Annotated in this window: 17 protein-coding genes; 9 read left to right on the top strand and 8 right to left on the bottom strand. The window is 71.7% G+C overall.

Annotated elements, in window-relative coordinates; translation table 11 throughout:
* The first annotated feature begins 359 nt into the window (after window positions 1-359).
* Window positions 360-1,241, top strand: a complete 882-nt coding sequence (locus ACH4UK_RS05345) for a lysozyme (protein WP_398354629.1) — start codon at window positions 360-362, stop codon at window positions 1,239-1,241.
* A gap of 129 nt (window positions 1,242-1,370) precedes the next feature.
* Window positions 1,371-2,018, top strand: coding sequence for a peptidoglycan recognition family protein (locus tag ACH4UK_RS05340; RefSeq protein ID WP_398354628.1), 648 nt, complete (start codon window positions 1,371-1,373; stop codon window positions 2,016-2,018).
* Between the two features lie 193 nt (window positions 2,019-2,211).
* Here ACH4UK_RS05340 and ACH4UK_RS05335 read toward each other — a convergent pair whose 3' ends face one another.
* From ACH4UK_RS05335 to ACH4UK_RS05325, 3 genes are all read right to left on the bottom strand, one after another.
* Window positions 2,212-4,755 carry an FtsX-like permease family protein gene (locus ACH4UK_RS05335; protein WP_398354627.1) on the bottom strand — a complete coding sequence of 848 codons (2,544 nt, stop codon included), beginning with the start codon at window positions 4,753-4,755 and terminating at the stop codon, window positions 2,212-2,214.
* On the bottom strand, window positions 4,752-5,576 hold the full coding sequence (locus tag ACH4UK_RS05330) for an ABC transporter ATP-binding protein (protein WP_398354626.1): 825 nt from the start codon (window positions 5,574-5,576) through the stop codon (window positions 4,752-4,754). Before ACH4UK_RS05330 ends, ACH4UK_RS05335 begins: the two co-directional genes overlap by 4 nt.
* Before the next feature lie 234 nt (window positions 5,577-5,810).
* A complete protein-coding gene (locus tag ACH4UK_RS05325) occupies window positions 5,811-6,518 on the bottom strand; it encodes a bleomycin resistance protein (RefSeq protein WP_398354625.1) in 708 nt (235 codons plus the stop codon).
* Window positions 6,519-6,759: 241 nt separating this feature from the next.
* Between ACH4UK_RS05325 and ACH4UK_RS05320 the strand changes: the two genes are divergently transcribed.
* Together ACH4UK_RS05320 and ACH4UK_RS05315 are read left to right on the top strand one after the other, a co-directional pair.
* On the top strand, window positions 6,760-8,277 hold the full coding sequence (locus ACH4UK_RS05320; protein ID WP_398354624.1) for a glycoside hydrolase family 76 protein: 1,518 nt from the start codon (window positions 6,760-6,762) through the stop codon (window positions 8,275-8,277).
* A gap of 29 nt (window positions 8,278-8,306) precedes the next feature.
* Window positions 8,307-9,185 carry a glycoside hydrolase family protein gene (locus ACH4UK_RS05315; RefSeq protein ID WP_398354623.1) on the top strand — a complete coding sequence of 293 codons (879 nt, stop codon included), beginning with the start codon at window positions 8,307-8,309 and terminating at the stop codon, window positions 9,183-9,185.
* A gap of 111 nt (window positions 9,186-9,296) precedes the next feature.
* Here ACH4UK_RS05315 and ACH4UK_RS05310 read toward each other — a convergent pair whose 3' ends face one another.
* Window positions 9,297-9,728 carry a hypothetical protein gene (locus ACH4UK_RS05310; protein WP_398354622.1) on the bottom strand — a complete coding sequence of 144 codons (432 nt, stop codon included), beginning with the start codon at window positions 9,726-9,728 and terminating at the stop codon, window positions 9,297-9,299.
* 216 nt (window positions 9,729-9,944) lie between these two features.
* Here ACH4UK_RS05310 and ACH4UK_RS05305 point away from each other — a divergent pair, with 216 nt between their 5' ends.
* Window positions 9,945-12,170 (top strand): ATP-dependent RecD-like DNA helicase, encoded by a 2,226-nt coding sequence (locus ACH4UK_RS05305; RefSeq protein ID WP_398354621.1) that lies wholly within the window; start codon window positions 9,945-9,947, stop codon window positions 12,168-12,170.
* Window positions 12,171-12,385: 215 nt separating this feature from the next.
* Window positions 12,386-13,684 (top strand): citrate synthase, encoded by a 1,299-nt coding sequence (locus ACH4UK_RS05300; RefSeq protein WP_398354620.1) that lies wholly within the window; start codon window positions 12,386-12,388, stop codon window positions 13,682-13,684.
* Window positions 13,685-14,245: 561 nt separating this feature from the next.
* Here the strand turns inward: ACH4UK_RS05300 and ACH4UK_RS05295 are convergent.
* The 3 genes from ACH4UK_RS05295 to ACH4UK_RS05285 all read right to left on the bottom strand — a co-directional run bounded on the left by ACH4UK_RS05295 (window position 14,246) and on the right by ACH4UK_RS05285 (window position 17,986).
* Window positions 14,246-16,687, bottom strand: coding sequence for a heavy metal translocating P-type ATPase (locus ACH4UK_RS05295; protein WP_398354619.1), 2,442 nt, complete (start codon window positions 16,685-16,687; stop codon window positions 14,246-14,248).
* 102 nt (window positions 16,688-16,789) lie between these two features.
* Window positions 16,790-17,107, bottom strand: a complete 318-nt coding sequence (locus tag ACH4UK_RS05290; protein WP_398354618.1) for a heavy-metal-associated domain-containing protein — start codon at window positions 17,105-17,107, stop codon at window positions 16,790-16,792.
* 156 nt (window positions 17,108-17,263) lie between these two features.
* The gene (locus tag ACH4UK_RS05285) at window positions 17,264-17,986 is read right to left on the bottom strand and encodes a TetR family transcriptional regulator (protein WP_398354617.1); all 723 of its coding nucleotides are present in this window, start codon (window positions 17,984-17,986) and stop codon (window positions 17,264-17,266) included.
* A gap of 158 nt (window positions 17,987-18,144) precedes the next feature.
* Here ACH4UK_RS05285 and ACH4UK_RS05280 point away from each other — a divergent pair, with 158 nt between their 5' ends.
* Window positions 18,145-20,499, top strand: a complete 2,355-nt coding sequence (locus ACH4UK_RS05280; protein WP_398354616.1) for an MMPL family transporter — start codon at window positions 18,145-18,147, stop codon at window positions 20,497-20,499.
* Window positions 20,500-20,770: 271 nt separating this feature from the next.
* Window positions 20,771-21,523, top strand: coding sequence for a class I SAM-dependent methyltransferase (locus tag ACH4UK_RS05275; RefSeq protein WP_398354615.1), 753 nt, complete (start codon window positions 20,771-20,773; stop codon window positions 21,521-21,523).
* Between the two features lie 26 nt (window positions 21,524-21,549).
* Here ACH4UK_RS05275 and ACH4UK_RS05270 read toward each other — a convergent pair whose 3' ends face one another.
* On the bottom strand, window positions 21,550-21,741 hold the full coding sequence (locus tag ACH4UK_RS05270) for an AlpA family transcriptional regulator (protein WP_010064909.1): 192 nt from the start codon (window positions 21,739-21,741) through the stop codon (window positions 21,550-21,552).
* A 205-nt stretch (window positions 21,742-21,946) separates the two neighbouring features.
* Here ACH4UK_RS05270 and ACH4UK_RS05265 point away from each other — a divergent pair, with 205 nt between their 5' ends.
* Window positions 21,947-22,465, top strand: a complete 519-nt coding sequence (locus ACH4UK_RS05265) for a DinB family protein (RefSeq protein ID WP_398354614.1) — start codon at window positions 21,947-21,949, stop codon at window positions 22,463-22,465.
* The last annotated feature ends 94 nt before the right edge of the window (window positions 22,466-22,559 follow it).

The following is a 22,559-nucleotide window of genomic DNA, read 5'->3' as shown; positions in this document are numbered from 1 at the left end:
GTCGGGACTTCCGGGGAGGGGTCCGGGGGGAACGGGAAGGCCCGACGGGAGGGGAAAGCGAGATGGGGCCCGGCCGCGAGGCCGGGCCCCATTCCGCTGTCCGCCGGAGGCGCCGCACCGTCGTGCGAGGGTGCCCGGGAGCGTCGGCGCGGCAGTCGGCCGATGGCCGCACCGGCCTTCAGAAATGAAAATTCTCGCCGATTCGGCGCGTCCTCGCAGCTGAGGGGCGACAACACAGGTCTAGACCGCATGGCCCCTTTACGCCTCCTTCTGCCCGTGCGTTACTCGTGACGTGTTCATGGCATCCGATTATCGGATGCCATGTCTCCCGCTCCCCACCAACGTGCCCGGAGGCAGCCATGTCCGCGTACAGCTTCCCGCCCCGTCGACTCGCCAGATCCAGAGGCGCCCTGCTGGCAGGCGTCCTCGGCGGTGTCGCCACCCTGCTCGTGACCGGAGCCGGGCCGGCCGCCGCCGCGCCGCCCGCCCCTGAACGGCCGGTCCCGTCCGGGCAGGCGTGGATGGGAGCCGGTACCCGCATCGAGCAGGGCCCCGCGTCCGCCGCGGACGGGGGCATCACCCCGATGGACACCAGCGGTGTCCAGGGCATCGACGTCTCCCACTGGCAGGGTTCGATCAACTGGGGCTCGGTCAAGGCCGCGGGCATCGACTTCGCGTACATGAAGGCCACCGAAGGCACGAGTTACAAGGACAGCAGTTTCAGCGCGAACTACACCGGCTCCTACAACGCCGGTCTGATCCGGGGCGCCTACCACTTCGCCCGCCCCAACCTGTCCAACGGGGCGACCCAGGCGAACTACTTCGCCGGCAGCGGCGGAGGGTGGTCCAAGGACGGCAAGACCCTCCCCGGCGTGCTGGACATCGAGCACAACCCGTACGGCGCCGCGTGCTACGGCCTCTCCACGACGCAGATGCGCACCTGGATCAACGACTTCTACAACGCCTACAAGGCCCGCACCACTCGTGACGTCGTCATCTACACGACGGCCAGCTGGTGGAACTCCTGCACCGGAGGCTGGACCGGCATGGCCGCCAAGTCGCCTCTGTGGGTGGCCCATTGGGGCACCAGCAACCCGAGCATCCCCAGTGGCTTCCCCACCTGGACGATCTGGCAGTACACGGCCACCGGCCGGGTCGGCGGGGTCGCCGGCGACGTGGACCGCAACAAGTTCAACGGCACCATGGCCCGGCTCCAGGCTCTCGCCAACAACACGGCCTAGCCTCCTCGCCTCCGCGGCGGCCGGGTGATGCGGTCCGCGGCTCACCCGGCCGTACCGCCGCCACCACCGGCCGCTGCTTCTCTCGTTCTCCGTTCAGCAGCCGGAACGACCACACACCAGGAGTCCGCCGTGAACCTTCCACAGCCGTCCCGTCGCCACGTTCTGCTCGCCGGCGCCGGCGGTCTGGCCGCCGTGGCGTTACCGAGCACGGCCCACGCCCTCGACGCCGTCGAACCGGACATCGACAGCACGTCCCAGTGGAAGGCCCGTTCGCCGCAGAGCCCGGTGAGCCTGGTGGGGAAGCGGCCGACCAAGATCATCGTGCATCACACGGTCAGCGACAACACCTCCGACGTCTCCCGCGCCCAGGCCCACCGTCACGCCCACTGGGTCCAGGACCTGCACATGGACAAGAACGGGTGGACCGACACCGGCTACCACTTCCTCGTCAGCCGCGGCGGCTGGATCACCGAGGGCCGCCACCGCAGCCTCAGCACGCTGCGCGGCGGCAGCGACTTCGTCCTGGGCGCGCACACCTCCGGCCAGAACGGGGAGGGCATCGGCATCGCCAACGAGGGCGCGTACCACGACGGCGCACAGCCGCCGCGGGCCCAGTGGGAGGTCCTGGTGGCGCTCTGCGCACACGTCTGCCGACAGTACGCCATCGCGCCGAGCCGCATCTACGGACACAAGGACTTCGGCGACACCCTCTGTCCGGGCGTTCTGCACGACAAGCTGCCGCAGCTTCGCAGCGAGGTCGCGGCGAGCATGGGCTGAGCGCGGGGCGGTGCCGTCGCCGCACCCTCGACGCCGACGCCGCCCCCCGTCGCCCCCCGATGTCGACGCCGACGCCGACGCGCCGACGCCAACGCGCCGACACCGACGCCAACGCGCCGATGCCGCCGACTCCCGGGACGGCCGCGCGCACCACGACGGGCGGGGAGCCCGGCTCCCCGCCCGTACGCCCGCGCTACGACCACCGCCGCAGCGCCGCGCGGGCCGGCAGCGTGACCGCGAGCAGGGCCAGACCGCCGGCGGCGGCCGCGAACGAGCCGTAGAGCAGCGGCGGCACGTACGGCGAGTCGCCGGTCATGCCGCGCACCATCGGGATCAACGTGGCCGCGGCGATCGCGGAGCCGAGGACCACGCCCACCGAGGACACCAGCAGGCTCTCCCAGCGGAGCATCCGCAGCACCTGGCGCCGGGTGGAGCCGACCAGCCGCAGCGTGCCCAGCTCGCGGCGGCGGTCCAGGACCGTCATCACCAGGGTGTTGACCGCGGCGATGGCGGCGAACCCGCCGAGGACCGCGGCCATGGTGTTGTTGGACCAGGCGCCCAGCCGCGCGTCGAGACCCTGCTCGGTGGCGAAGCCGGAGGCGTCGGTGACCTCGCCCAGAGCCGTGAGCGACGTCGCCGAACCGCCGCGCACCAGCAGGGTGTTGTCGAAGCCCGAGCTGACGTGCCCGGCCAGGGATGCCCGGTCCATGGTCACCGAGGCCAGTCCGAGGCCCCGGCCGTAGACCGCGACGACCTCGGGTGCGGCTTCCGCGCCGTCGGGGAGGTGGAGCGGGAGCCGGTCGCCGATGCCGACGCCCGCCGAGGTCGCCAGGGTCCTGTCGATGGCGATCCGGCCCGTGCCGATCCGGTCGAGGCCTCCTTCGCGTACGTCCAGGTCCTGCACCTTCGCCAGCTCGGAACCGGAGCCGGTGACGCCCTGCGTCGTCGCCCCCTGGAGGGAGGCGAACTCACCGGAGCCGGTCGGCACGAGCACCTGGGTGTTCAGCAGACCCACGGCCGCCTCCACCCCCGGCGCGCGGGCGGCGCGCGCCACCGCGTCCGCCGGGAGTCCGGCCGGGTCCGTCACCACATGATCCGCGGTGATGCCCGCCCGCACCTGCTCGTCCGCGATATGGCGCTGGCTCGTGTGCATGAAGACGAGCGTGGAGGCGAAGGCCATGGCGAGCACGATCGGGGTGATCGCGGAGGCGAGACGACGGGCGTTGGTACGGGAGTTGGCCACGGCCAGCTCGGCGGCCGGGCCCGCGCCGCGCAGCGGCAGACCGAAGAGGCCCGCGCACAGCCGTGCCACCAGGGGGCCGAGCAGCGCGACGGCGAGCATGAAGCACATGACGACGCCGAGGGCGGCCCCGGCCGCGTCGTCCCCCGTCGAACGGGCGGAGAGACCGGTGAGGAACGCGCCGCCGACGAGCGCCCCGATGCCCAGCACCGTGCGGATCACGCCCGGCCGCAGCCGCTCCACCGACGCCTCGCTGAGCGCCTGCCCCGGCCTGATCCTCGCGGGCCTGCGCCCGGCCGCCCAGCCCGCGCCGAGCGCGGTGAGCAGCCCGACGGCGACGGCGGCGAGGAGGGGTATGCCGGAGACGTGCACCCGGACCGCCTCCGGGATCGCGCCCCGGTCCTGCAACTGCCCGAACCACCAGTGCGCGAGCCCGATGCCGGGCAGCGTGCCGAGCAGCCCGGCGAGCGGTGCGACGAGCAGCGCCTCGGCGGCGACCGCGCGCCGGATCTGGCGCGGGGTGGCTCCCACGGCGCGCAGCAGCGCGAACTCGCGGCCCCGCTGGGAGACGGACAGGGCCACCGTCCCGGCCGCGGTGAAGACCGCGACGATGGTGGCGATGCCGCCGAAGGAGCCGCCGAGCCCGAAGAGCGTCTCCTTGGCGTAGCCGAGGCCCGGGTCCTCGACGGCGCCCCGGTCGTCGCCGGTGCGCACCTTCGCGCCGGAGCCGGCCAGGGCCTGCTCGACGGAGGCGGCGAGGGCGTCGGCACCGGTGCCGGGCTCCGCCAGGACGGCGATGGCGTCCGCTGCGCCCGGATGCCCGGCCAGCGCGGCGGCCTCGGCGTCGGAGAACCAGGCGAGCGGCGCTGCGGCACCGGCGCTCCGGGCGTTCTCCGCGGCTCCCGCCGCCGCGACGCCCGCGACGCGGAAGTCCCGCTGCCCGGCGGCGGTGTCCAGCGCGACGGTGTCGCCGACGGCCACGTCCGCCGCGCGGACCGTGCCCGCGTCGAGGACGACCTCGCCGGACCGGGGCGCGGAGCCGACGGTCAGCGCCGTACCGGTGAACGCGTGCGAGCCCCAGCCGTGCCCGGTGAGCGCGCCCCCGGCCACGGGCAGCTCACGGACGCCCGAGCCGGCCTCTCCGTCCGCCGCCCGTACCGGAAAGGTGAAGTCCGGGACGGCGGCGGCCACTCCCCGCGCCTCGGCGGCCCTCGCCGCGAGACCGACGTCCACCCGTGCGGTGTCCGGCAGCGGGACCGCCTCCTCCTCCCGGTCCTCTCCGCTGCCCGTGACGACGTACTCGGATTGGTCGGCCGCCGCGATGACCGGCGCGCCCGCATACCGCTCCGGCGGCACCGACGCGCGCAGCCCGGTCTCCAGCAGGATCCCGCAGGCCGTGACGATCAGCGCGGACATCATCAGCGCCACGAAGGTCCCCGCGAAGGAGGCGGGCTTGAAGCGGACGGCCGCGCGGGCGAGCCCGTTGGGGCGCATCATGCCGCCGCACCGGTCATCGCGCCCGCACCGGCGGTACGAGCGGTGAGCACCCGCATGTGCTCCGCGATCCGCTCGGCCGAACCGCGCTCCAGACCACCGGCGAACAAGCCGTCCGCGAGGAACAGCACCCGGTCGGCCCAGGCGGCCGCTGCCGGGTCGTGGGTCACCATGACGACGGTGGCCCCGGCGGTGTCGACGGCGTGCCGGAGCAGTCCGAGAACCTCGGCGGCGGTGCCGGTGTCCAGGGCCCCGGTGGGCTCGTCCGCGAACACCACGTCGGGGCCGGTCACCAGGGCCCGCGCCACGGCCACCCGCTGCTGCTGACCGCCGGACAGCTCGCCGGGCCGTCGTCGCGCCTTGTCGGCCAGCCCGACCTGCGCGAGCACCGCGGCCGCCCGGCGGCGGTGCTGGCGCTTCCCGGCGAGGCGCAGGGGCAGCAGGACGTTCTGCTCCACGGTCAGCGAGGGCAGCAGGTTGAACGCCTGGAAGACGAACCCGAGGCGGCTGCGGCGCAGCTCGGTGAGCTGGTTCTCGTTCATCCCGGTGATCTCCGTGCCGCCGAGCCGCACGGAACCCGCCGACGGCCGGTCGAGCCCGGCGGCGCACTGGAGAAAGGTCGACTTGCCGGACCCGGACGGGCCCATGACCGCGGTGAACGTACCGCGCGGCAGGGCGAGGTCGACACCCGCGAGGGCGTGCACGGCACCCGCACCGCGCCCGTACTGCCGCCGGACCCCGCGCAGTTCGACGGCGAGACCGGGTGCGCCGGCCGGGCTCCCTTGCCGGTCGTCCGCCGTGTGCCGCTTGCCGCCTGGCCTCATATTCCGTTCCGCCCTCTCGCGATCCGCTCGCACCGACGAGGTGCAGCGTGCGGGGACGGCCGGGCTCCGGGCGTCACACCGGGGAGCCAAAAGGGAGGTGCTACCGGAGTAGGGGGAGGGGGAGAGAAAGGGGGAGGAGCCCGCCCGCCACGCCGGTCCCGCCCGCCACGCCCGCCCGGCGGGCCGAGCACCATTGCCGCGTCCGGTCTGACGCGGGTGGCCGGACGCGGGTGGTCAGCCCCGCAGGTCCGCGAGTCTGGCCAGCGCGTCGGCGGCGGCTTCCCCCTCCCCGGGCCCGAGCCGGACCGCCGCAGCCTCCTCCAGCAGCTCCGCCGCGCGCTCCGCGTCCCCGGTGCGCTGGGCGATGTCCCCGCGCAGGACGAGCAGCCGCAGCTTCTGCACCGGCGTCGGGTGTTCGTCCGTGCGCCCCAGCGCCCGGTCGATGATCTTCGCCGCGCCCGGCAGGTCCTCTTTGGAGTCCGCGAAGAGGTCCGCCAGGTGCAGGGCGCGGGCGAACGTCTCCTTCGGGGCCGGGCGGTGGCTCGGGTCCTCGCTGACCGGCTGCCCGATCCGGATCGTGTTGCCGGTCGGGTCGGTCATGAGGAACTGCCGTACCCCGTAGGACATGTCCTTGAGCGGGCCGATGCGCGGCAGCCCCCGCGTCGGGATGCGTCCGTAGGCCGCCTTGAGGCCCGCCCGGAACGCCGTGTGCAGACGGTCCACGTCGTCGGTGAGGACGTAGCAGCCGGAGTGGGAGGCCGCCGGGTCGTAGTCCTTCATGCCGTACAGCTGGAGCTCGACCGATCCCCGCTCGACGACTGCGTACGCGTACGGGCTCTTCTGCAGGTACGTCGTCTCGAAGCCCAGGGCGGTGTAGAAGCCGACCGCGGCCTCGATCAGCGAGGTCCGGCAGGGGAGCAGCGGGATGGTGGTCTCGGTCATGGAGGCAGAGTAGTCAAATTTGAATACCGGGGTCAATGGTGCCGTCGGTGGCCGCTTGCGACCGGGTCCGGAGGGTGGGCCTGGGGGTCGACCGGAGGTCCAACCTGCCTCCCTGCGCGCGCTGTTGACCTGCCGCTTCGCGTCGCGCGGCCGTACGCACTCTTGACGCGGGGGCGGCGCAGCCGGTTCGCTGACGCCGAGCGGCCCCCCACCCTTCATCGGACCCCCCGGAGGATTCCCGATGCTCGTGACACCTTCGCGTCACCCCCGCAGACCGGCCGCCTGGGTATCCCCCTGCCTGGCCGCCGCCCTGGCCGTCGGGGTGTTCCCGGCCGGATCGGCGCGCGCGGCCGGAACGGCCCCCGTGCGCGCAGCGGACACCGCCGCCGCGGCCGAGGTCTGCAACAAGCACTGCGACGCCCGCGACCCCGCGGAGGCCACCGGCGACCGCACCCCCGTCACCGCCGCCCTGCACGGCCGATCCATCGCCCTCCATCTGTCCGACAACGATGTCATGGGCTGGGCCTCCATCGAGGCCGGAGCGGCGGGCGACGAGGTCTGGCTGGACCGTTCCTTCGACGGCGGCCGCACCTGGGCCGCCGGCAGCAGGCTCGGGGCCACCGCCGTGCCGGCCGGAGGCACGGGCTGGCGCTCGGGGATGTACAACGTGGACGACTGGAACGCCGGCTCCATCGGAGCCCTGCGTGCCTGCGGAAAGGCCGGTGACCGGGCGGAGATCGCCTGCACCGGCTGGGCCCGCGTCGACTGGAACGCCGACAGCCGGAGCACGGCGGCGGCGACGGCCTTGATGATGGGCTACGACCGGGACTCGGGGAGGTTCGCCGGCTGGTGGACCTCGGCCACCGCGCTCACCTCGCTGATCGACAACATCCGCGTCAGCGGTATGCCCAGCTACCGGTACGTCCTGGCCAACACCTACGACAAGCTGCGCACCGCAGAGGGCGGCGACTTCACCAACTCCTACCTGGACGACACCGGTTGGTGGGGCCTCGCCTGGGTGGCGGCGTACGACCTGACCGGCGAGCAGCGCTACCTGGACACCGCGCGCAAGGACGCCGACCACATGGCCGCCTACTGGACCGGCACATGCGGCGGAGGGGTCCAGTGGGCCACCGACAAGCCGTACAAGAACGCCATCACCAACGAGCTGTACATCCAGCTCAGCGCCGCCCTCCACAACCGCGTCGCCGGGGACACCGCCTACCTCCAGCGGGCGAAGGACGGCTGGAGCTGGTTCAAGGCCGGCGGAATGATCAACTCCGGGAACACCGTCAACGACGGCCTGAAGGACGACTGCTCCAACAACGGCGACACGACCTGGACGTACAACCAGGGTGTCATCCTCGGTGCCCTCGCCGAGCTGCACCGGGCCACCGGCGACGCGTCGCTCCTGACCGACGCCCGCACCCTGGCCGACGCCTCGACCTCCTCCGCCTACCTCAACCCCGGCGGCACCCTCCACGAACCGTACGAGCCGGACGGCACCGGCTGCACGTCGGACGGCGACTCCTTCAAGGGTGCGTACGTGCGGGGCCTCGGCCTGCTCAACAAGGCGCTCCCGGACCGCCCTTACAGCGCCTATCTCGACCGCCAGGCCGACACGGCGTACGCGAACAACCGCGACAGCCTCGACCAGTACGGCCCCCACTGGGCCGGCCCCCGCACGGACCTGGGGAACGGCTGCCAGCACAGCGCGCTGGACCTGATGAACGCGGCCGAGGGTGGCGACGACCGGTAGGCGCCGCTGGAAGCGGGTAGGCAGACCACATGAACTCCCCCCACAAGCAACGTGGTTGGCGCGCGGCCTCGCGCGGAACAGGCTTCCTGTCAGTACTCCTCTGTGCGCTCCTGGCGGCCGTCGTCCTGACCCCCGCGGCCCAGGCCGACCCCGCCGCCCGGACCGCCCCTGCCGCGAGCGGCAGCAAGGGCGTCAGCGCCCGCCCGGCCGACGGCGCCGACGCCGCCCTCCGCGACGTGAACGCCTCATGGTTCTACAACTGGGCTTCCGGAAAAGAGGGGTTGGCCGCCCCGGACGGCGTCGAGTTCGTCCCCATGATCTGGGGCGCCGCCTCGGTGACCGACGAAGAGCTGGCACGGGCCGCCGCTTCCGGAAGCCACCTCCTCGGTTTCAACGAACCTGACCTGCCCGAGCAGGCGAACCTCAGCGTCGAGCGGGTGCTCGACCTCTGGCCCCGGCTGGAGGCGACCGGTCTGCGGCTCGGCGCGCCGGCTGTCGCGTACGGTGGCGACACCCCCGGCGGCTGGCTGGACCGCTTCATGGCCGGGGCCGAACAGCGCGGCCTGCGCGTCGATTTCATCCCGTTGCACTGGTACGGCGCGGACTTCGGGCCCGATGCGCCCGCCCACCTCCGCTCGTACCTCGACGCCGTCGCCGAGCGCTACGACAAGCCCGTCTGGCTCACCGAGTACGCGCTCATCGACTTCACGGGACCCGAGCCGCGCTACCCGAGCGCGCAGGAGCAGGCCGACTTCGTCCGCGCCTCGACCGCGATGCTGGAGGGGCTGCCGTACCTGGAGCGGTATGCCTGGTTCACCCTCTCCACCCAGATCCACCGCACCGGCCTCTACGACGGGGCGACCCCGAACGCGAGCGGCCTCGCCTACCGCGAGGCGGCCGGGACCTAGCGCCTTCGCCGGTACGGCGTGGAGCTGCTCGACCGTCGCATGTGATCCGTGCGGTCACCTCGTACCGGTGATCGGCCTATGAGCCTGTGCAGGAGGAGACGGGGACGAGGGCTATCCGGTCTCGGTCCCGGTCTCGTCAGCGGGCGGGTTCCGCAGCTGCCGTGTCCGTTCCCGGCGGTCCTGCCGGTAGTGGTTCACCCACATGACGGCGCTCATCACCACCAGAATGATCATGATTGCGTAGAGGGGCCCCGCCATGCTCCACGCGGAGCCGAGCGAGGAGTAGGCCCGGTCCGCGGAGGCGAAGACGGTGTCGCCGTGGTCGACCGACGAGGCGTGGATCGTTCCGGAGCCGGTGCTGCCGTCGGCGAACTGCCACCGGCCGTAGCAGGAGGGCGCCGGCCCCGTGTGGCCGCCGCCCTCGAGGCACTGCCCCGCGTAGGTGAGCGTCGCGGACTTCCCGGTGATCACCGCGGACAGGACGTCGCGGCCGAGCATCCAGATGAGGTAGTTGACAACGAAGGGAAAGCCGACGATCGCCATCCACTCCTTGCCGGTCGGCCATTTCAGCGGCGCCCTCGGCAGTGTGTCCGCCGGCCTGGCACCGTCAGCGTTTTCGTCCCCCGTACTCACGTTGTCCGCTCCCTACCGCGTCCACGTAGTCGTGGTGCACTCGACTGGTCCTACCGACGCAGGTGCGTACGCCGGTGGTTCCGACCGGGGCCGTGGGATGTCGGTGACACCCGGTAGCGTCGGCACATGTCCAACATGGCGGTCCTCGAAGGGGTCCTGGAGAGGATCACCTACGCCAACGAGGAGAACGGGTACACGGTCGCCCGTGTCGACACCGGACGCGGAGCCGGCGACCTCCTCACCGTGGTCGGTGCGCTGCTGGGCGCGCAGGTCGGCGAGTCGCTGCGGATGGAGGGCCGTTGGGGATCGCACTCCCAGTACGGCAAGCAGTTCACCGTGGAGAACTACACCACCGTGCTGCCCGCCACCATCCAGGGCATCCGCCGCTATCTGGGATCCGGCCTGATCAAAGGCATCGGGCCGGTGATGGCCGACCGCATCACCACTCATTTCGGCGTCGACACCCTCGACATCATCGAGCAGGAGCCGAAGCGGCTCGTCGAGGTCCCCGGCCTCGGCCCCAAGCGCACGAAGATGATCGCCGCGGCGTGGGAGGAACAGAAGGCGATCAAGGAAGTGATGGTCTTCCTCCAGGGCGTCGACGTCTCCACCTCCATCGCCGTCCGCATCTACAAGAAGTACGAGGACGCCTCGATCTCCGTTGTGAAGAACCAGCCCTACCGGCTGGCCGCCGACGTCTGGGGCATCGGCTTCCTCACCGCCGACCGGATCGCCCAGGCCGTCGGCATTCCGCACGACAGCCCCGAGCGGGTCAAGGCCGGCCTCCAGTACGCCCTGTCCCAGTCCTCCGACCAGGGGCACTGCTACCTCCCCGAGGAGCGGCTCATCGCGGACGGCGTCAAACTGCTCCAGGTCGACACCGGGCTGGTCATCGAGTGCCTGGCCGAACTGGCCGCGGACCCCGAGGGCGTCGTACGGGAGAAGGTGCCGTCCCCCGAGGGCGGCGAGCCGATCACGGCCGTCTATCTGGTGCCCTTCCACCGGGCCGAGCTGTCCCTCGCCGGGCAGGTGCGCCGCCTGCTGAACACCGGGGAGGACCGGATGCCGGCCTTCGGGAACGTGGACTGGGAGAAGGCCCTGGCCTGGCTCGCGACGCGTACGGGGGCCGCTCTCGCACCCGAGCAGGAGGAGGCCGTACGGCTCGCGCTGAGCCGGAAGGTGGCTGTCCTGACCGGCGGGCCGGGCTGCGGGAAGTCGTTCACCGTCCGGTCCATCGTCGAACTGGCCCGCGCGAAGCGGGCCAAGGTCGTGCTGGCCGCGCCCACCGGCCGCGCCGCCAAGCGGCTCTCCGAGCTGACCGGGGCCGAGGCGTCCACCGTGCACCGGCTCCTCGAGCTGAAGCCGGGCGGGGACGCGGCGTACGACCGGGACCGCCCGCTGGACGCCGATCTGGTCGTGGTCGACGAGGCGTCGATGCTCGATCTGCTGCTCGCCAACAAGCTCGTGAAGGCGGTGGCACCCGGTGCCCACCTCCTCCTGGTGGGCGACGTCGACCAGCTGCCCTCGGTGGGGGCGGGGGAGGTGCTGAGCGATCTGCTCGCGAAGGGGAGCCCGGTCCCGGCCGTCCGGCTCACCCGGATCTTCCGCCAGGCCCAGCAGTCCGGCGTGGTGACGAACGCGCACCGGATCAACGCCGGGCAGCCGCCGCTGACGGAGGGGCTGAGCGACTTCTTCCTCTTCGTGGAGGACGAGACGGAGGACGCGGGCGTGCTCGCGGTGGATGTGGCGGCCCGCCGCATACCCGCCAAGTTCGGCCTCGATCCACGCCGTGACGTGCAGGTTCTCGCCCCGATGCACCGGGGTCCGGCCGGTGCGGGTCAGCTGAACGGGCTGCTCCAGCAGGCCATCACCCCGGCCCGCCCCGACCTCCCCGAGAAGCGGTTCGGCGGCCGGGTCTTCCGCGTCGGCGACAAGGTCACCCAGATCCGCAACAACTACGACAAGGGCGAGAACGGCGTCTTCAACGGCACCGTCGGCGTCGTCACCGCCCTCGACGTGGACGAGCAGACGCTCACCGTCCGCACCGACGAGGACGAGGAGATCGGGTACGACTTCGACGAGCTGGACGAGTTGTCCCACGCGTACGCCATGACCATCCACCGCTCCCAGGGCAGCGAGTATCCGGCCGTCGTCATCCCCGTCACCAACAGCGCCTGGATGATGCTCCAGCGCAATCTGCTCTACACGGCCGTGACGAGGGCCAAGAAGCTCGTTGTCCTGGTGGGGTCCCGTAAGGCGATCGGCCAGGCGGTCCGCACGGTTTCCGCAGGCAGACGCTGTACGGCACTGGATTTCCGGCTCCGGGGCGGCTCAGGAGAAGACTTCTCGTGACCTCCGCACAAAAATGATCGATCAAATCGGTGGGAAACATCACGGAGGTCTTCCGGAACCGCAGTCAACGGGGCAGGATGAGTAAGTTGGCGGCACTCAGTGCCGCCAGTAGGTCCAATGGACGACCCCGAGTGCACTCTCCTGAGCCGAATGGGGGAGGGTGGAAGACAGTCAGGGCACCTCGAAGAAGAGGCACTACGTCGGTGAGGGATGACGTGAGCGAGCACACCAACAACGCTGTAGTACTGCGGTACGGCGATGACGAGTACACCTACCCGGTGATCGACAGCACCGTCGGCGACAAGGGCTTCGACATCGGGAAGCTCCGGGCCAATACCGGCCTGGTGACGTTGGACAGCGGATACGGCAACACCGCCGCCTATAAATCCGCCATCACGTACCTCGACGGCGAGCAGGGCATTCTGCGCTACCGCGGATACCCGATCGAGCAGCTCGCCGAGCGCTCCTCGTTCCTCGAGGTCGGGTACACGCTGATCAACGGTGACCTGCCGAAGGTCGACGAGCTGGCGACCTTCAAGAACGAGATCACCCAGCACACGCTGCTGCACGAGGACGTCAAGCGGTTCTTCGACGGCTTCCCGCGCGACGCCCACCCGATGGCCATGCTGTCCTCGGTCGTCAGCGCGCTGTCCACGTTCTACCAGGACAGCCACAACCCGTTCGACGAGGAGCAGCGTCACCTCTCGACGATCCGCCTGCTGGCGAAGCTCCCGACGATCGCGGCGTACGCCTACAAGAAGTCGATCGGGCACCCCTTCGTCTACCCGCGCAACGACCTCGGGTACGTCGAGAACTTCCTGCGCATGACCTTCTCGGTCCCGGCCCAGGAGTACGAGCTGGACCCGGTCGTCGTCTCGGCGCTGGACAAGCTGCTCATCCTGCACGCGGACCACGAGCAGAACTGTTCGACCTCCACCGTGCGTCTGGTCGGCTCCTCGCAGGCGAACATGTTCGCCTCGATCTCCGCCGGCATCTCGGCGCTGTGGGGCCCGCTGCACGGTGGCGCCAACCAGTCGGTGCTGGAGATGCTGGAAGGCATCCAGGCCAACGGCGGCGACGTCGACTCCTTCATCCGCAAGGTGAAGAACAAGGAGGACGGCGTCCGTCTGATGGGCTTCGGCCACCGGGTGTACAAGTCCTTCGACCCGCGCGCCAAGATCATCAAGGCCGCCGCCCACGACGTGCTGTCCGCGCTCGGCAAGTCCGACGAGCTGCTCGACATCGCGCTCAAGCTGGAGGAGCACGCGCTCTCCGACGACTACTTCGTCTCGCGCAACCTCTACCCCAACGTGGACTTCTACACCGGTCTGATCTACCGGGCCATGGGCTTCCCGACCGAGATGTTCACCGTGCTCTTCGCGCTCGGCCGCCTTCCCGGCTGGATCGCCCAGTGGCACGAGATGATCAAGGAGCCGGGTTCCCGCATCGGCCGCCCGCGTCAGATCTACACCGGCGAGGTCCTGCGCGACTTCGTCCCGGTCGAGGGTCGCTGACCCGGACCTCGCACCACCCGCACCATCGGGTTCCGCACCCCCCGTAGTGCGCCCGGCCTCTTCGGCCGACTGCCTTCGCCCCGCGTACCGCGCTTCGCACAGAGCGCGGTGTCCGGGGCGATTCGGCGTTCCAGGGGCGAGATGGGGCTCCCCAGGGGCGGAGGCGGGGCTTCCAGGGGTCTGTGCCCCGGGCGGAAGCGCGCCCTCCTGAAAGCGAGAAGCACCCCGCCGCCGATCCCCCCACGGGTCGACGGTCGGGGCGCTTCCCATATCCCGGAGCGGATTCCCCCCACGGGATCCGGCCGGGCGTCTGCGGGGAGCCGAGGCTCCCCGTTGTTCTGTTGTGTTCCCTTGTGCCGCGGTCCGCCGGGGTACGTACGCACGGGAGGGCCGCTCAAAGCTCCCCGGTGCACGTGCCCCGGCCAACGCTTGCCACAGGAGCGTCCCCCAAGACACTCCATCGGACGTCCCCCAAGACATCCTTGGCATCGCACTCTAAGACTCGCGAACCCACCGGATGGTTACCCTGAAACCGGTGTGATCTAAATCTCTTTGTGGAAGTTACGTGAAGGCACGCAACCGTAGGCTGTTCGTGACGACGAACACGGACGAAAACGCCATGGCGGCTCCCGCGATCATTGGGTTGAGCAGGCCACTTGCAGCCAGGGGCAAGGCCGCGACGTTGTACCCGAAGGCCCAGAAGAGGTTGCCCCTGATGATGGCCAGCGTACGCCTGGAGAGGCGGATTGCGTCAGCGGTCACCTTGAGATCTCCACGAACCAGGGTGAGGTCGCTCGCCTCGATCGCCGCATCCGTCCCGGTGCCCATCGCCAGCCCCAGGTCTGCCGTGGCCAGGGCGGCCGCGTCGTTGACCCCGTCGCCGACCATGGCGACGACCCGGCCCTCGGCCTGGAGCCGCTTCACGACGTCCACCTTGTCCTCGGGGAGCACCTCCGCGTGGACCTCGTCGATGCCCACCTCGCGCGCCACGGCCTGGGCCACCGTCCGGTTGTCGCCCGTCAGCAGGACGGGCTTCAGTCCCAGGGCGCGCAGCTCGGCCACGGCGGCCGCACTGCCGGCCTTGACCGCGTCCGCCACCCCGAACACGCCCCGCGCCTCGCCGTCCCAGGCGACGACCACTGCGGTACGGCCGTGCTCCTCGGCCTCCGCCATGGCCCGGGACAGCTCGGGCGGGAGGGGGATCGCCGCGTCGGCGAGGAGTCGGGGACGTCCGACGAGGACGGCGTGGCCTTCGACGATGCCTTGGACGCCGAGTCCGGGGATGTTCTGGAAGTCCTCGGGGGTGGGGAGGGGGCCGGTGGTTTCGGTGGCGGTGGTGGCGATGGCTTGGGCGATGGGGTGTTCGGAGGCGTGTTCGAGGGCTCCGGCGAGGCGGAGGGCTTGGGCTTGGGTGGTGGTTTCGGTGGTGTGGGTGGTTTGGAGGGTCATGCGGCCGGTGGTGACGGTGCCGGTCTTGTCGAGGACGATGGTGTCGGTGCGGTGGGTGGTTTCCAGGACTTCGGGGCCCTTGATGAGGATGCCGAGTTGGGCGCCGCGTCCGGTGCCGACCATGAGGGCGGTGGGGGTGGCGAGGCCGAGGGCGCAGGGGCAGGCGATGATCAGGACGGCGACGGCTGCGGTGAAGGCGGCGGTGGGTCCTGCGCCGTTGCCGAGCCAGAAGCCGAGGGTGGCGAGGGCGAGGGTGATGACGATGGGGACGAAGACGGCGGAGATGCGGTCGGCGAGTCGTTGGGCGGAGGCTTTGCCGTTCTGGGCGTCTTCGACGAGGCGGGCCATGCGGGCGAGTTGGGTGTCGGCGCCGATGCGGGTGGCTTGGACGACGAGGCGGCCGCCGGCGTTGAGGGTGGCTCCGGTGACGGTGTCGCCGGTGGTGACCTCGACGGGTACGGACTCGCCGGTCAGCATGGAGGCGTCCACGGCGGAGGAGCCCTCGACCACGGTCCCGTCCGTCGCGATCTTCTCCCCCGGACGCACGACGAAGCGGTCGCCGACGACGAGCCGGTCGGCCGGAACGCGTACCTCCCGGCCGGCCCTGAGCAGGGCGACGTCCTTGGCGCCCAGGTGCATCAGCGCCCGCAGCGCCGCGCCGGACTTCCGCTTCGCGCGGGCCTCCAGGTAGCGGCCCAGCAGGATGAACGTGATGACCCCGGCCGCCACCTCCAGATAGATCGTCGAGGTGGCGTCGGCACGCGAGACCGTGAGGTCGAAGCCGTGGCGCATGCCGGGCATCCCCGCGTCGCCGAGGAACAGGGCCCACAGGGACCAGCCGAACGCGGCGAGCGTGCCGAGCGAGACCAGCGTGTCCATCGTGGCCGCGCCGTGCTTGGCGTTGGTCCAGGCGGCGCGGTGGAAGGGCAGGCCGCCCCAGACGACGACGGGTGCGGCGAGGGTGAGGCTCAGCCACTGCCAGAAGTCGAACTGGAGCGCCGGGATCATGGCGAGCAGGACGACGGGTACGGCGAGCACGGCGGAGACGACTAGGCGCTGCCGGAGCGCGGCGAGAGGGGAGTCCTGCTCCGCTTCGGCGTCCCGCGCGGCGGCGTCCGGGGCGGGGTCCGGGGTCGCGTCCGAGGCGAGGTCCGGGGCGGACTCCGGGGCGGACTCCGGGGCCGGGTCCGGGGCGGACGCGGAGGCGAGGCTCTGGGCGGAGTCGGGGTTCGGGGCGCGGTCCGGGGCGGTCGCTGTGTCGGGGCCCGCCGCGGCGTCGGCTCCCGCTGAGACGTTCCGCTCCGGTCGGGCCACGGGGCGGGCCGTGTAGCCGGTCTTCTCGACCGTGGCGACGAGGTCCCCCACCTTCAGCCCCTGCCCGAAGGTGACGCGGGCCTTCTCGGTCGCGTAGTTCACCGTGGCGGTGACGCCGTCCATCCGGTTGAGCTTCTTCTCGATCCGGGCGGCGCACGAGGCGCAGGTCATCCCGCCGATCACGAGCTCGGCCTCGGAGGCGTCGGCGGCCGGGAAGTCGGCTGCTGCTGTGCTGGCCATGTCCGAACTCCTGGGAAACGCAGGTCGGGCCGTACCCCACCAGTATCGACTGGCGGGTCCGGCCCGACGGTGAACGGGGTGCTGCTGCTCCGGGCCGGTACGTCAGGCGGCCGGGCCGACGAGCTCGTACCCGGCCTCGTCGACGGCGGCACGGACGGCGTCCTCGGCCAGCGGGGCCTGCGAAGTGACGGTGACCAGGCCGGTGGAGGCGACGGCCGCGACCGAGGTCACGCCCGCGATCCCGGAGATCTCCTCCGACACGGCGCCCTCGCAGTGACCGCAGGTCATGCCCTTGACCTCGTACACCGCGGTGACCGCGTCGGTCTGCCCGATCTGCACATCGGCCGCACCGTCGTGGCAGGAACCGGTGGGCGAGCAGCAGGAGCCGGTGGACTGGGCGGTCTCGGTCTCGGCGGTCATGACGTTCTCCTCTTCGCGGACACGTTTCGGCGGCACGGCGGGGCGGGTGGGGCCGCAGAGGCGCCCGGGGTGTCCCGTCTCCTCCACACTATACCCCTAGGGGGTATGAATGCGCTCCGATGGTGTCCGGTGGCGCCCGGTGACGGTCGGGCGGTCCTACGTCGTGCACGAGGACCCGTGCGGCGCATCGTCGCCGACCAGGGGGTTCAGATAGCGGAACATGATCGTCTTGAGCTCCTGGACGTAGGCCGCGCGCTCCTCGCCCTCGTGGGCCATGATCAGGTCCAGCCCGGCCTTGAACAGCATGAAGGCCATGTCCGCGATCCGGTGGACCTGGGCGGCGGGCATGTCCGGCAGATAGCCGGCGAGCACCGATTCGACCCGCGTCAGCATCGTGGCGTGCAGTGTGTCGTGCTCCTCGGTGATCCGGCCGGGGATCTCCGAGCCGTGCATCAGGACGGAGAACGCCGGGTTCTCGCAGTTGAAGGCGATCAGCGGGTCGAGGATGGCGTCCAGCATGCGGTCGAGCGGCAGCTCGATATGGCTCGGGGAGAAGGCCGCGCCGTAGGTGTCCCGCCAGCGGTTGAGCAGCTGGTCGCCGAGCTCGACGGCGATGGCCTCCTTGTTCGGGAAGAACTGGTACAGCGTGCCCGGCGACACCCCGGCCTCGCGGGCGATGGCGTTGGTGCTGGACGCGGTGTAGCCGCTGGCGCAGAAGACGCTGGCGGCGGCCCGGAGCAGCTGGGCGATACGGGCCTCGCCGCGGGCCTGGCGGCGGCGCGGGCGGGCGGAGCCCGGCGTTCCGTCGGCTGCGCCGGCGGTGGATCCGCCGTCCGCTCCGTCCGCTGCGGCGCCCTTGTTGGCTTTGGCCTCCGACACGGTCAATCCCCGGCTCTCGTGATGCGGTTGACAAACGCGAGTCCTCGCTCGCATTCTAGTGAAACGCGAGCGACTACTCGTGTTTGCCAGGGTAAGTGGCAACGACCGACCCATGCTGCCCTGTGCCGCCCGGGTCTCGGTGAAGGGGACACCGCACCATGTCCGAAGTCAACCGTCCCGCGCCGCCGTCCGTCGGCGGCTGGACCCGGTTCGTCACCGCCCGGCCGCGGCTCGCGCTGCTGGCCGCGCTGGTGATCACCGCGCTCGCCGTGTTCGCCGGGAGCGGGGTCGCGGACCGGATGGGCAGCGGCGGCTGGCAGGCCCCCGACGCCGAGTCGACCTACGCGACCGAGGCGCTGGCACGGGAGTTCCCCGCCTCCCAGCCCAACCTGCTGCTTCTGGTCGACAGCGGCTCCGCGACCGTCGACGACCCGGCGGTGGCCGCCGAAGCCGCCCGCCTCGTCGAGCGGCTGGCGGCCGAGCCGGGCATCTCGGGCATCGGGTCCTACTGGGAGACCGCATCGCCCGCCCTGCGCTCCGAGGACGGCCACGAGGCGATCATCGCCGCCCGGATCGGGGGCGACGAGAAGACCGCGGGCGAGACCCTCGACCGGATAGCCCCCGCCTTTGCGGGGGAGCGGGGACCGGTAACGGTCTCCCTCGGTGGGCCCGTCGCCGTGCAGCACGAGATGCAGACGATCATCCAGGAGGACCTGCTGCGGGCCGAGCTGATCGCCCTGCCGGTGACGCTCGTCCTGCTGGTCATGGTCTTCGGCAGCGCTGTCGCCGCGATGCTGCCGCTCGGTGTCGGGATCGTCGCCATCCTCGGCACCAACGCGGTGCTGCGAGGCCTGACGGAGTTCACCGACGTCTCGGTCTTCGCCATGAACCTCACCACGGCCCTGGGCCTCGGACTCGCCATCGACTACGCCCTGTTCATCGTCCGCCGCTTCCGCGAGGAGCTGGCCGGCGGGGCGGACCCGCGGACGGCGGTGGGCGCGACGCTGCGGACCGCCGGGCGTACGGTGCTGTTCTCCGCGCTGACCGTGGCCGTGTCCCTGTCGGCCATGCTCGTCTTCCCGCAGTACTTCCTGCGCTCCTTCGCCTACGCCGGGATCGCGGTGGTCCTTCTGGCCGCCGCTGCCGCGCTGATCCTGCTGCCCGCGGCCCTCGTGCTGCTCGGCCCCCGGATCAACGCGCTGGATCTGCGTCAGCTGCTCCGCCGCCGGCGGAAGCCCGCAACGGCCGCGACGTCGGCGAGCGTGGCGGCCGCGGCCCCCGGGGTGGCCGCCGCCGACGGCGTCGACGCGTCGCCCGGCAGGGGATGGGCGCGGCTCGCCGTGCTGGTGATGCGCCGGGCCCCCGTCTTCGCCGTCGTCACCACCGTCGGGCTCCTGCTGCTCGGACTGCCCTTCCTCGGCGTCGAGTTCGGCACGGCGGACGACCGCCAGCTGCCGGCCGGAGCGGAGTCCCGGGTCGTCCAGGAGCACATCCGCGACGGATTCCCCGGCAGCCCCGGAGGCGGCCTGGAGGTGCTGGCCGAGGGTCGGGGCACCCCCGCCGAGTACGCGGACCTGAAGGACCGGATCGAGAAGCTCCCCGGCGTCCTGCGGGTCGACGGCCCGGTCACCGCGGACTCCGTCGCCTACTACAGCGTGCTGCCCGAGGGCGAAGCCGTCGGCGAGAAGACCCAACAGCTCGTACGGGACGTGAGGGCCCTGCCCTCCGCCTCCTCCCTCGACACCTCGGTGACGGGGACGGCGGCGGTCCTCGTCGACTCCAAGGACGCGATAGCCGACCGGCTGCCCTGGGCGGTGGGGATCATCGTGGTCGCGACCCTGCTCCTGGTGTTCCTGCTCACCGGCAGTGTGCTCATCCCGCTCCAGGCGGTCGTGCTCAACGCCCTCAGCCTGACCGCGATGTTCGGAGCGGTGGTCTGGGTCTTCCAGGACGGGAACCTCTCCGGGCTGCTCGCCTTCACCAGCACGGGAGACATCGAGACGACGCTGCCCGTCCTGATGTTCTGCGTGGCCTTCGGACTCTCCATGGACTACGGGGTCTTCCTGATATCCCGGATCAAGGAGGAGTACGACCGCACCGGCGACCACGAGCACTCCGTCACCTTCGGGCTCCGGCACACCGGCGGCCTGATCACCGCGGCCGCCGTGATCCTCGCGGTCGTGATGGTCGCCATCGGCACCTCCCGGGTCACCAACACCAAGATGCTGGGACTCGGCATCGCCCTCGCCGTCCTGATGGACGCCATGGTGGTGCGCAGCCTGCTGGTCCCCGCGGTGATGAAGCTGATGGGCCGCTCCACCTGGTGGGCTCCCGCACCCCTGCGCGCCTTCCACCGCACGTTCGGCCTCAGCGAAGGGGATGCGGCCCCGGCCGGCTCCGCCGCTCCGAAGGCGTCCCCTCCCCGGGGCGGCCCCGGGGGCGAGGGGCCCACGGCGGAGGCCGGGGACCTGCCGGGGGCGGGCGCGGAGATCGCCGAACCGGCGAGACGCTGACACCCGGGCCCCGGGTGGGCGCTCCTTCCGGGCGCCCACCCGGGGCTCCGCGCGGAAGTCGTTCGGAAACTGCCCTCAGGGGGGCCGGAATGGCCCCCGGGGCGGGCTGCGGCGGGCCCACGCGGCGTCGTGCGGGGGGCGGCCGGGGGGCAGGGGACCCGCCCGCGCGGCAGTGCGTCAGAAGTCCGCCGACGGCCTCGGTGAAACGCCGCTGACCTGGGATTTCATGCTCCGCTTCCGTAGAATTACCCCATCGGAAAAGGGGGCCCGGATGGACCGGAACGTCCACACGACGGACGACGTACTAGCACTGATGGACGGGCTGTTCGCCCCGGAGGCGGACCGGTGGACGGCCGGCGGAGCGTCCTGGTGGGACGACTTCTACGCGGACCGTTCCAAGGAGGTGCCGTTCTTCGTGGACAAGCCCGACGAGAGCCTCGACGCGTATCTCCGGAGCGGGCTGATCACCCCGGGCCGCGCGCTCGACCTCGGCTGCGGGCCCGGCCGCAACGCGCTCCACCTGGCCTCGCTCGGCTTCGACGTCGACGCGGTCGACCTCTCCCCGGCGGCGATCGCCTGGGCCCGGGAGCGGGCCGGCGGGGCGGGGGACCCCGACATCCGCTTCCACTGCGGTGACGCGTTCGCCCTGACGGCGGCGGGGGCCGCCCTGGCCGGGCCCTACGACCTGATCTACGACTCCGGTTGCTTCCACCATCTGCCGCCCCACCGGCGGGTCAGCTATCTCGCCCTGCTGGATCGCTGCCTCGCGCCGGGCGGCCGCTTCGCGCTCACCTGCTTCGCCGCCGGGGAGGGCGGGTCGGGGTCGGAGCTGCCGGACGCCGAGCTCTACCGGACGGGCGGCCTGCAGGGCGGCCTCGCCTATTCGCCCGAGGCGCTGCGCCATATCTTCTCCGGCCTGACGGAGGTCGAACTGCGCCGGATGAACGACGAGGCTCCCGCGTCCCCGCTCTTCGGGGAGCCGTTCCTCTGGACGGCCCTCTTCCGCACGGCCGACCGGGGATAGCGAACCCGGATCCTGCGGGCCCGGCGTCAGCGGCCCCGGTTGCGGGGGCGGGAGGCGACCCAGGCGCGGACGGTGTCTCCGTACCAATACGGTTTCCCGTTCTTCACCTGGTCGGGCGGGGGCAGAAGCCCGTGTTTGCGATAGGAACGGACGGTGTCCGGCTGGACCTGGATGTGCGCGGCAATGTCCTTGTAGGACCAGAGCGTTCTGTCCGTCATCAGTGACGCCTCTCTGCACTTCTCAAACTGACGATCGCTCAGCCTGTGGTCGGTTGAACGACCCCGGACGACAGGCGGGGTGGGGCTGTCGACCGGCTGTGACAGAAAACGCGTGTAACGGAGATATGTGTGCCGAAACGGTTACTGCCGTGGCAGAAGGGATGAACCGCGGCCGCTGTCGGTGCCGGATGCCACGATGAAGGCCATGAGCACTGCCGAACGCCCGATGCCCCCGCTGAACGCCGACGAACGCACCTCGCTGGAGAGCTGGCTCGACTTCTACCGCGCCACCCTTGCCCAGAAGTGCGCGGACCTGCCCGACGAGGACCTTCGCGAGGCGTCGGCCGCGCCCTCGCCGATCACCCTGCTCGGGCTGCTCCAGCATCTGGCGGAGGTCGAGCGGAACTGGTTCCGCCGGGTGCTCGCGCAGGAGGACGCCCCGCCGCTCTTCGCCCCTCCGGCCGGAGACGGGGGCGCGGGCCACGACGGCGGCTGGGACCTCGCCGAGGACGCCACCCATGAGCAGGCGCTCGCGCGGTGGGAGGCCGAGGTGGCGAGCGCCCGGCGGAACTGCGCGACCCGGGCGCTCGACGACACCAGCCCGTTCATGGGCGGGCAGGTCACGCTGCGCTGGATCTACACCCACATGATCGGCGAGTACGCCCGGCACTGCGGCCACGCCGACCTGATCCGCGAACGCGTCGACGGACGTACGGGAGTCTGACCCGGGGCTCGGGGCTCGGGGCTCGGGGCTCGGGGCTCGGGGCTCGGGGCTCGGGACCCGGGGCCAGGAGCCCCGGGTCCGGAGCCCGCCGGGC

It is taken from the genome of Streptomyces sp. NPDC020884 (assembly GCF_044333935.1).
Taxonomy (GTDB): Bacteria; Actinomycetota; Actinomycetes; order Streptomycetales; family Streptomycetaceae; genus Streptomyces.
Note: the sequence above shows the minus strand (reverse complement) of the source record. Positions and strands in the feature narration are given on the sequence as shown.

Coding starts and splice junctions, on each gene's coding strand:
- ACH4UK_RS05345 (WP_398354629.1), top strand. CDS start 360: ATGTCCGCGTACAGCTTCCCGCCCCGTCGACTCGCCAGATCCAGAGGC.
- ACH4UK_RS05335 (WP_398354627.1), bottom strand. CDS start 4,755: ATGATGCGCCCCAACGGGCTCGCCCGCGCGGCCGTCCGCTTCAAGCCC.
- ACH4UK_RS05330 (WP_398354626.1), bottom strand. CDS start 5,576: ATGAGGCCAGGCGGCAAGCGGCACACGGCGGACGACCGGCAAGGGAGC.
- ACH4UK_RS05325 (WP_398354625.1), bottom strand. CDS start 6,518: ATGACCGAGACCACCATCCCGCTGCTCCCCTGCCGGACCTCGCTGATC.
- ACH4UK_RS05320 (WP_398354624.1), top strand. CDS start 6,760: ATGCTCGTGACACCTTCGCGTCACCCCCGCAGACCGGCCGCCTGGGTA.
- ACH4UK_RS05315 (WP_398354623.1), top strand. CDS start 8,307: ATGAACTCCCCCCACAAGCAACGTGGTTGGCGCGCGGCCTCGCGCGGA.
- ACH4UK_RS05310 (WP_398354622.1), bottom strand. CDS start 9,728: ATGGCGATCGTCGGCTTTCCCTTCGTTGTCAACTACCTCATCTGGATG.
- ACH4UK_RS05305 (WP_398354621.1), top strand. CDS start 9,945: ATGTCCAACATGGCGGTCCTCGAAGGGGTCCTGGAGAGGATCACCTAC.
- ACH4UK_RS05295 (WP_398354619.1), bottom strand. CDS start 16,687: ATGGCCAGCACAGCAGCAGCCGACTTCCCGGCCGCCGACGCCTCCGAG.
- ACH4UK_RS05290 (WP_398354618.1), bottom strand. CDS start 17,107: ATGACCGCCGAGACCGAGACCGCCCAGTCCACCGGCTCCTGCTGCTCG.
- ACH4UK_RS05280 (WP_398354616.1), top strand. CDS start 18,145: ATGTCCGAAGTCAACCGTCCCGCGCCGCCGTCCGTCGGCGGCTGGACC.
- ACH4UK_RS05275 (WP_398354615.1), top strand. CDS start 20,771: ATGGACCGGAACGTCCACACGACGGACGACGTACTAGCACTGATGGAC.
- ACH4UK_RS05270 (WP_010064909.1), bottom strand. CDS start 21,741: ATGACGGACAGAACGCTCTGGTCCTACAAGGACATTGCCGCGCACATC.
- ACH4UK_RS05265 (WP_398354614.1), top strand. CDS start 21,947: ATGAGCACTGCCGAACGCCCGATGCCCCCGCTGAACGCCGACGAACGC.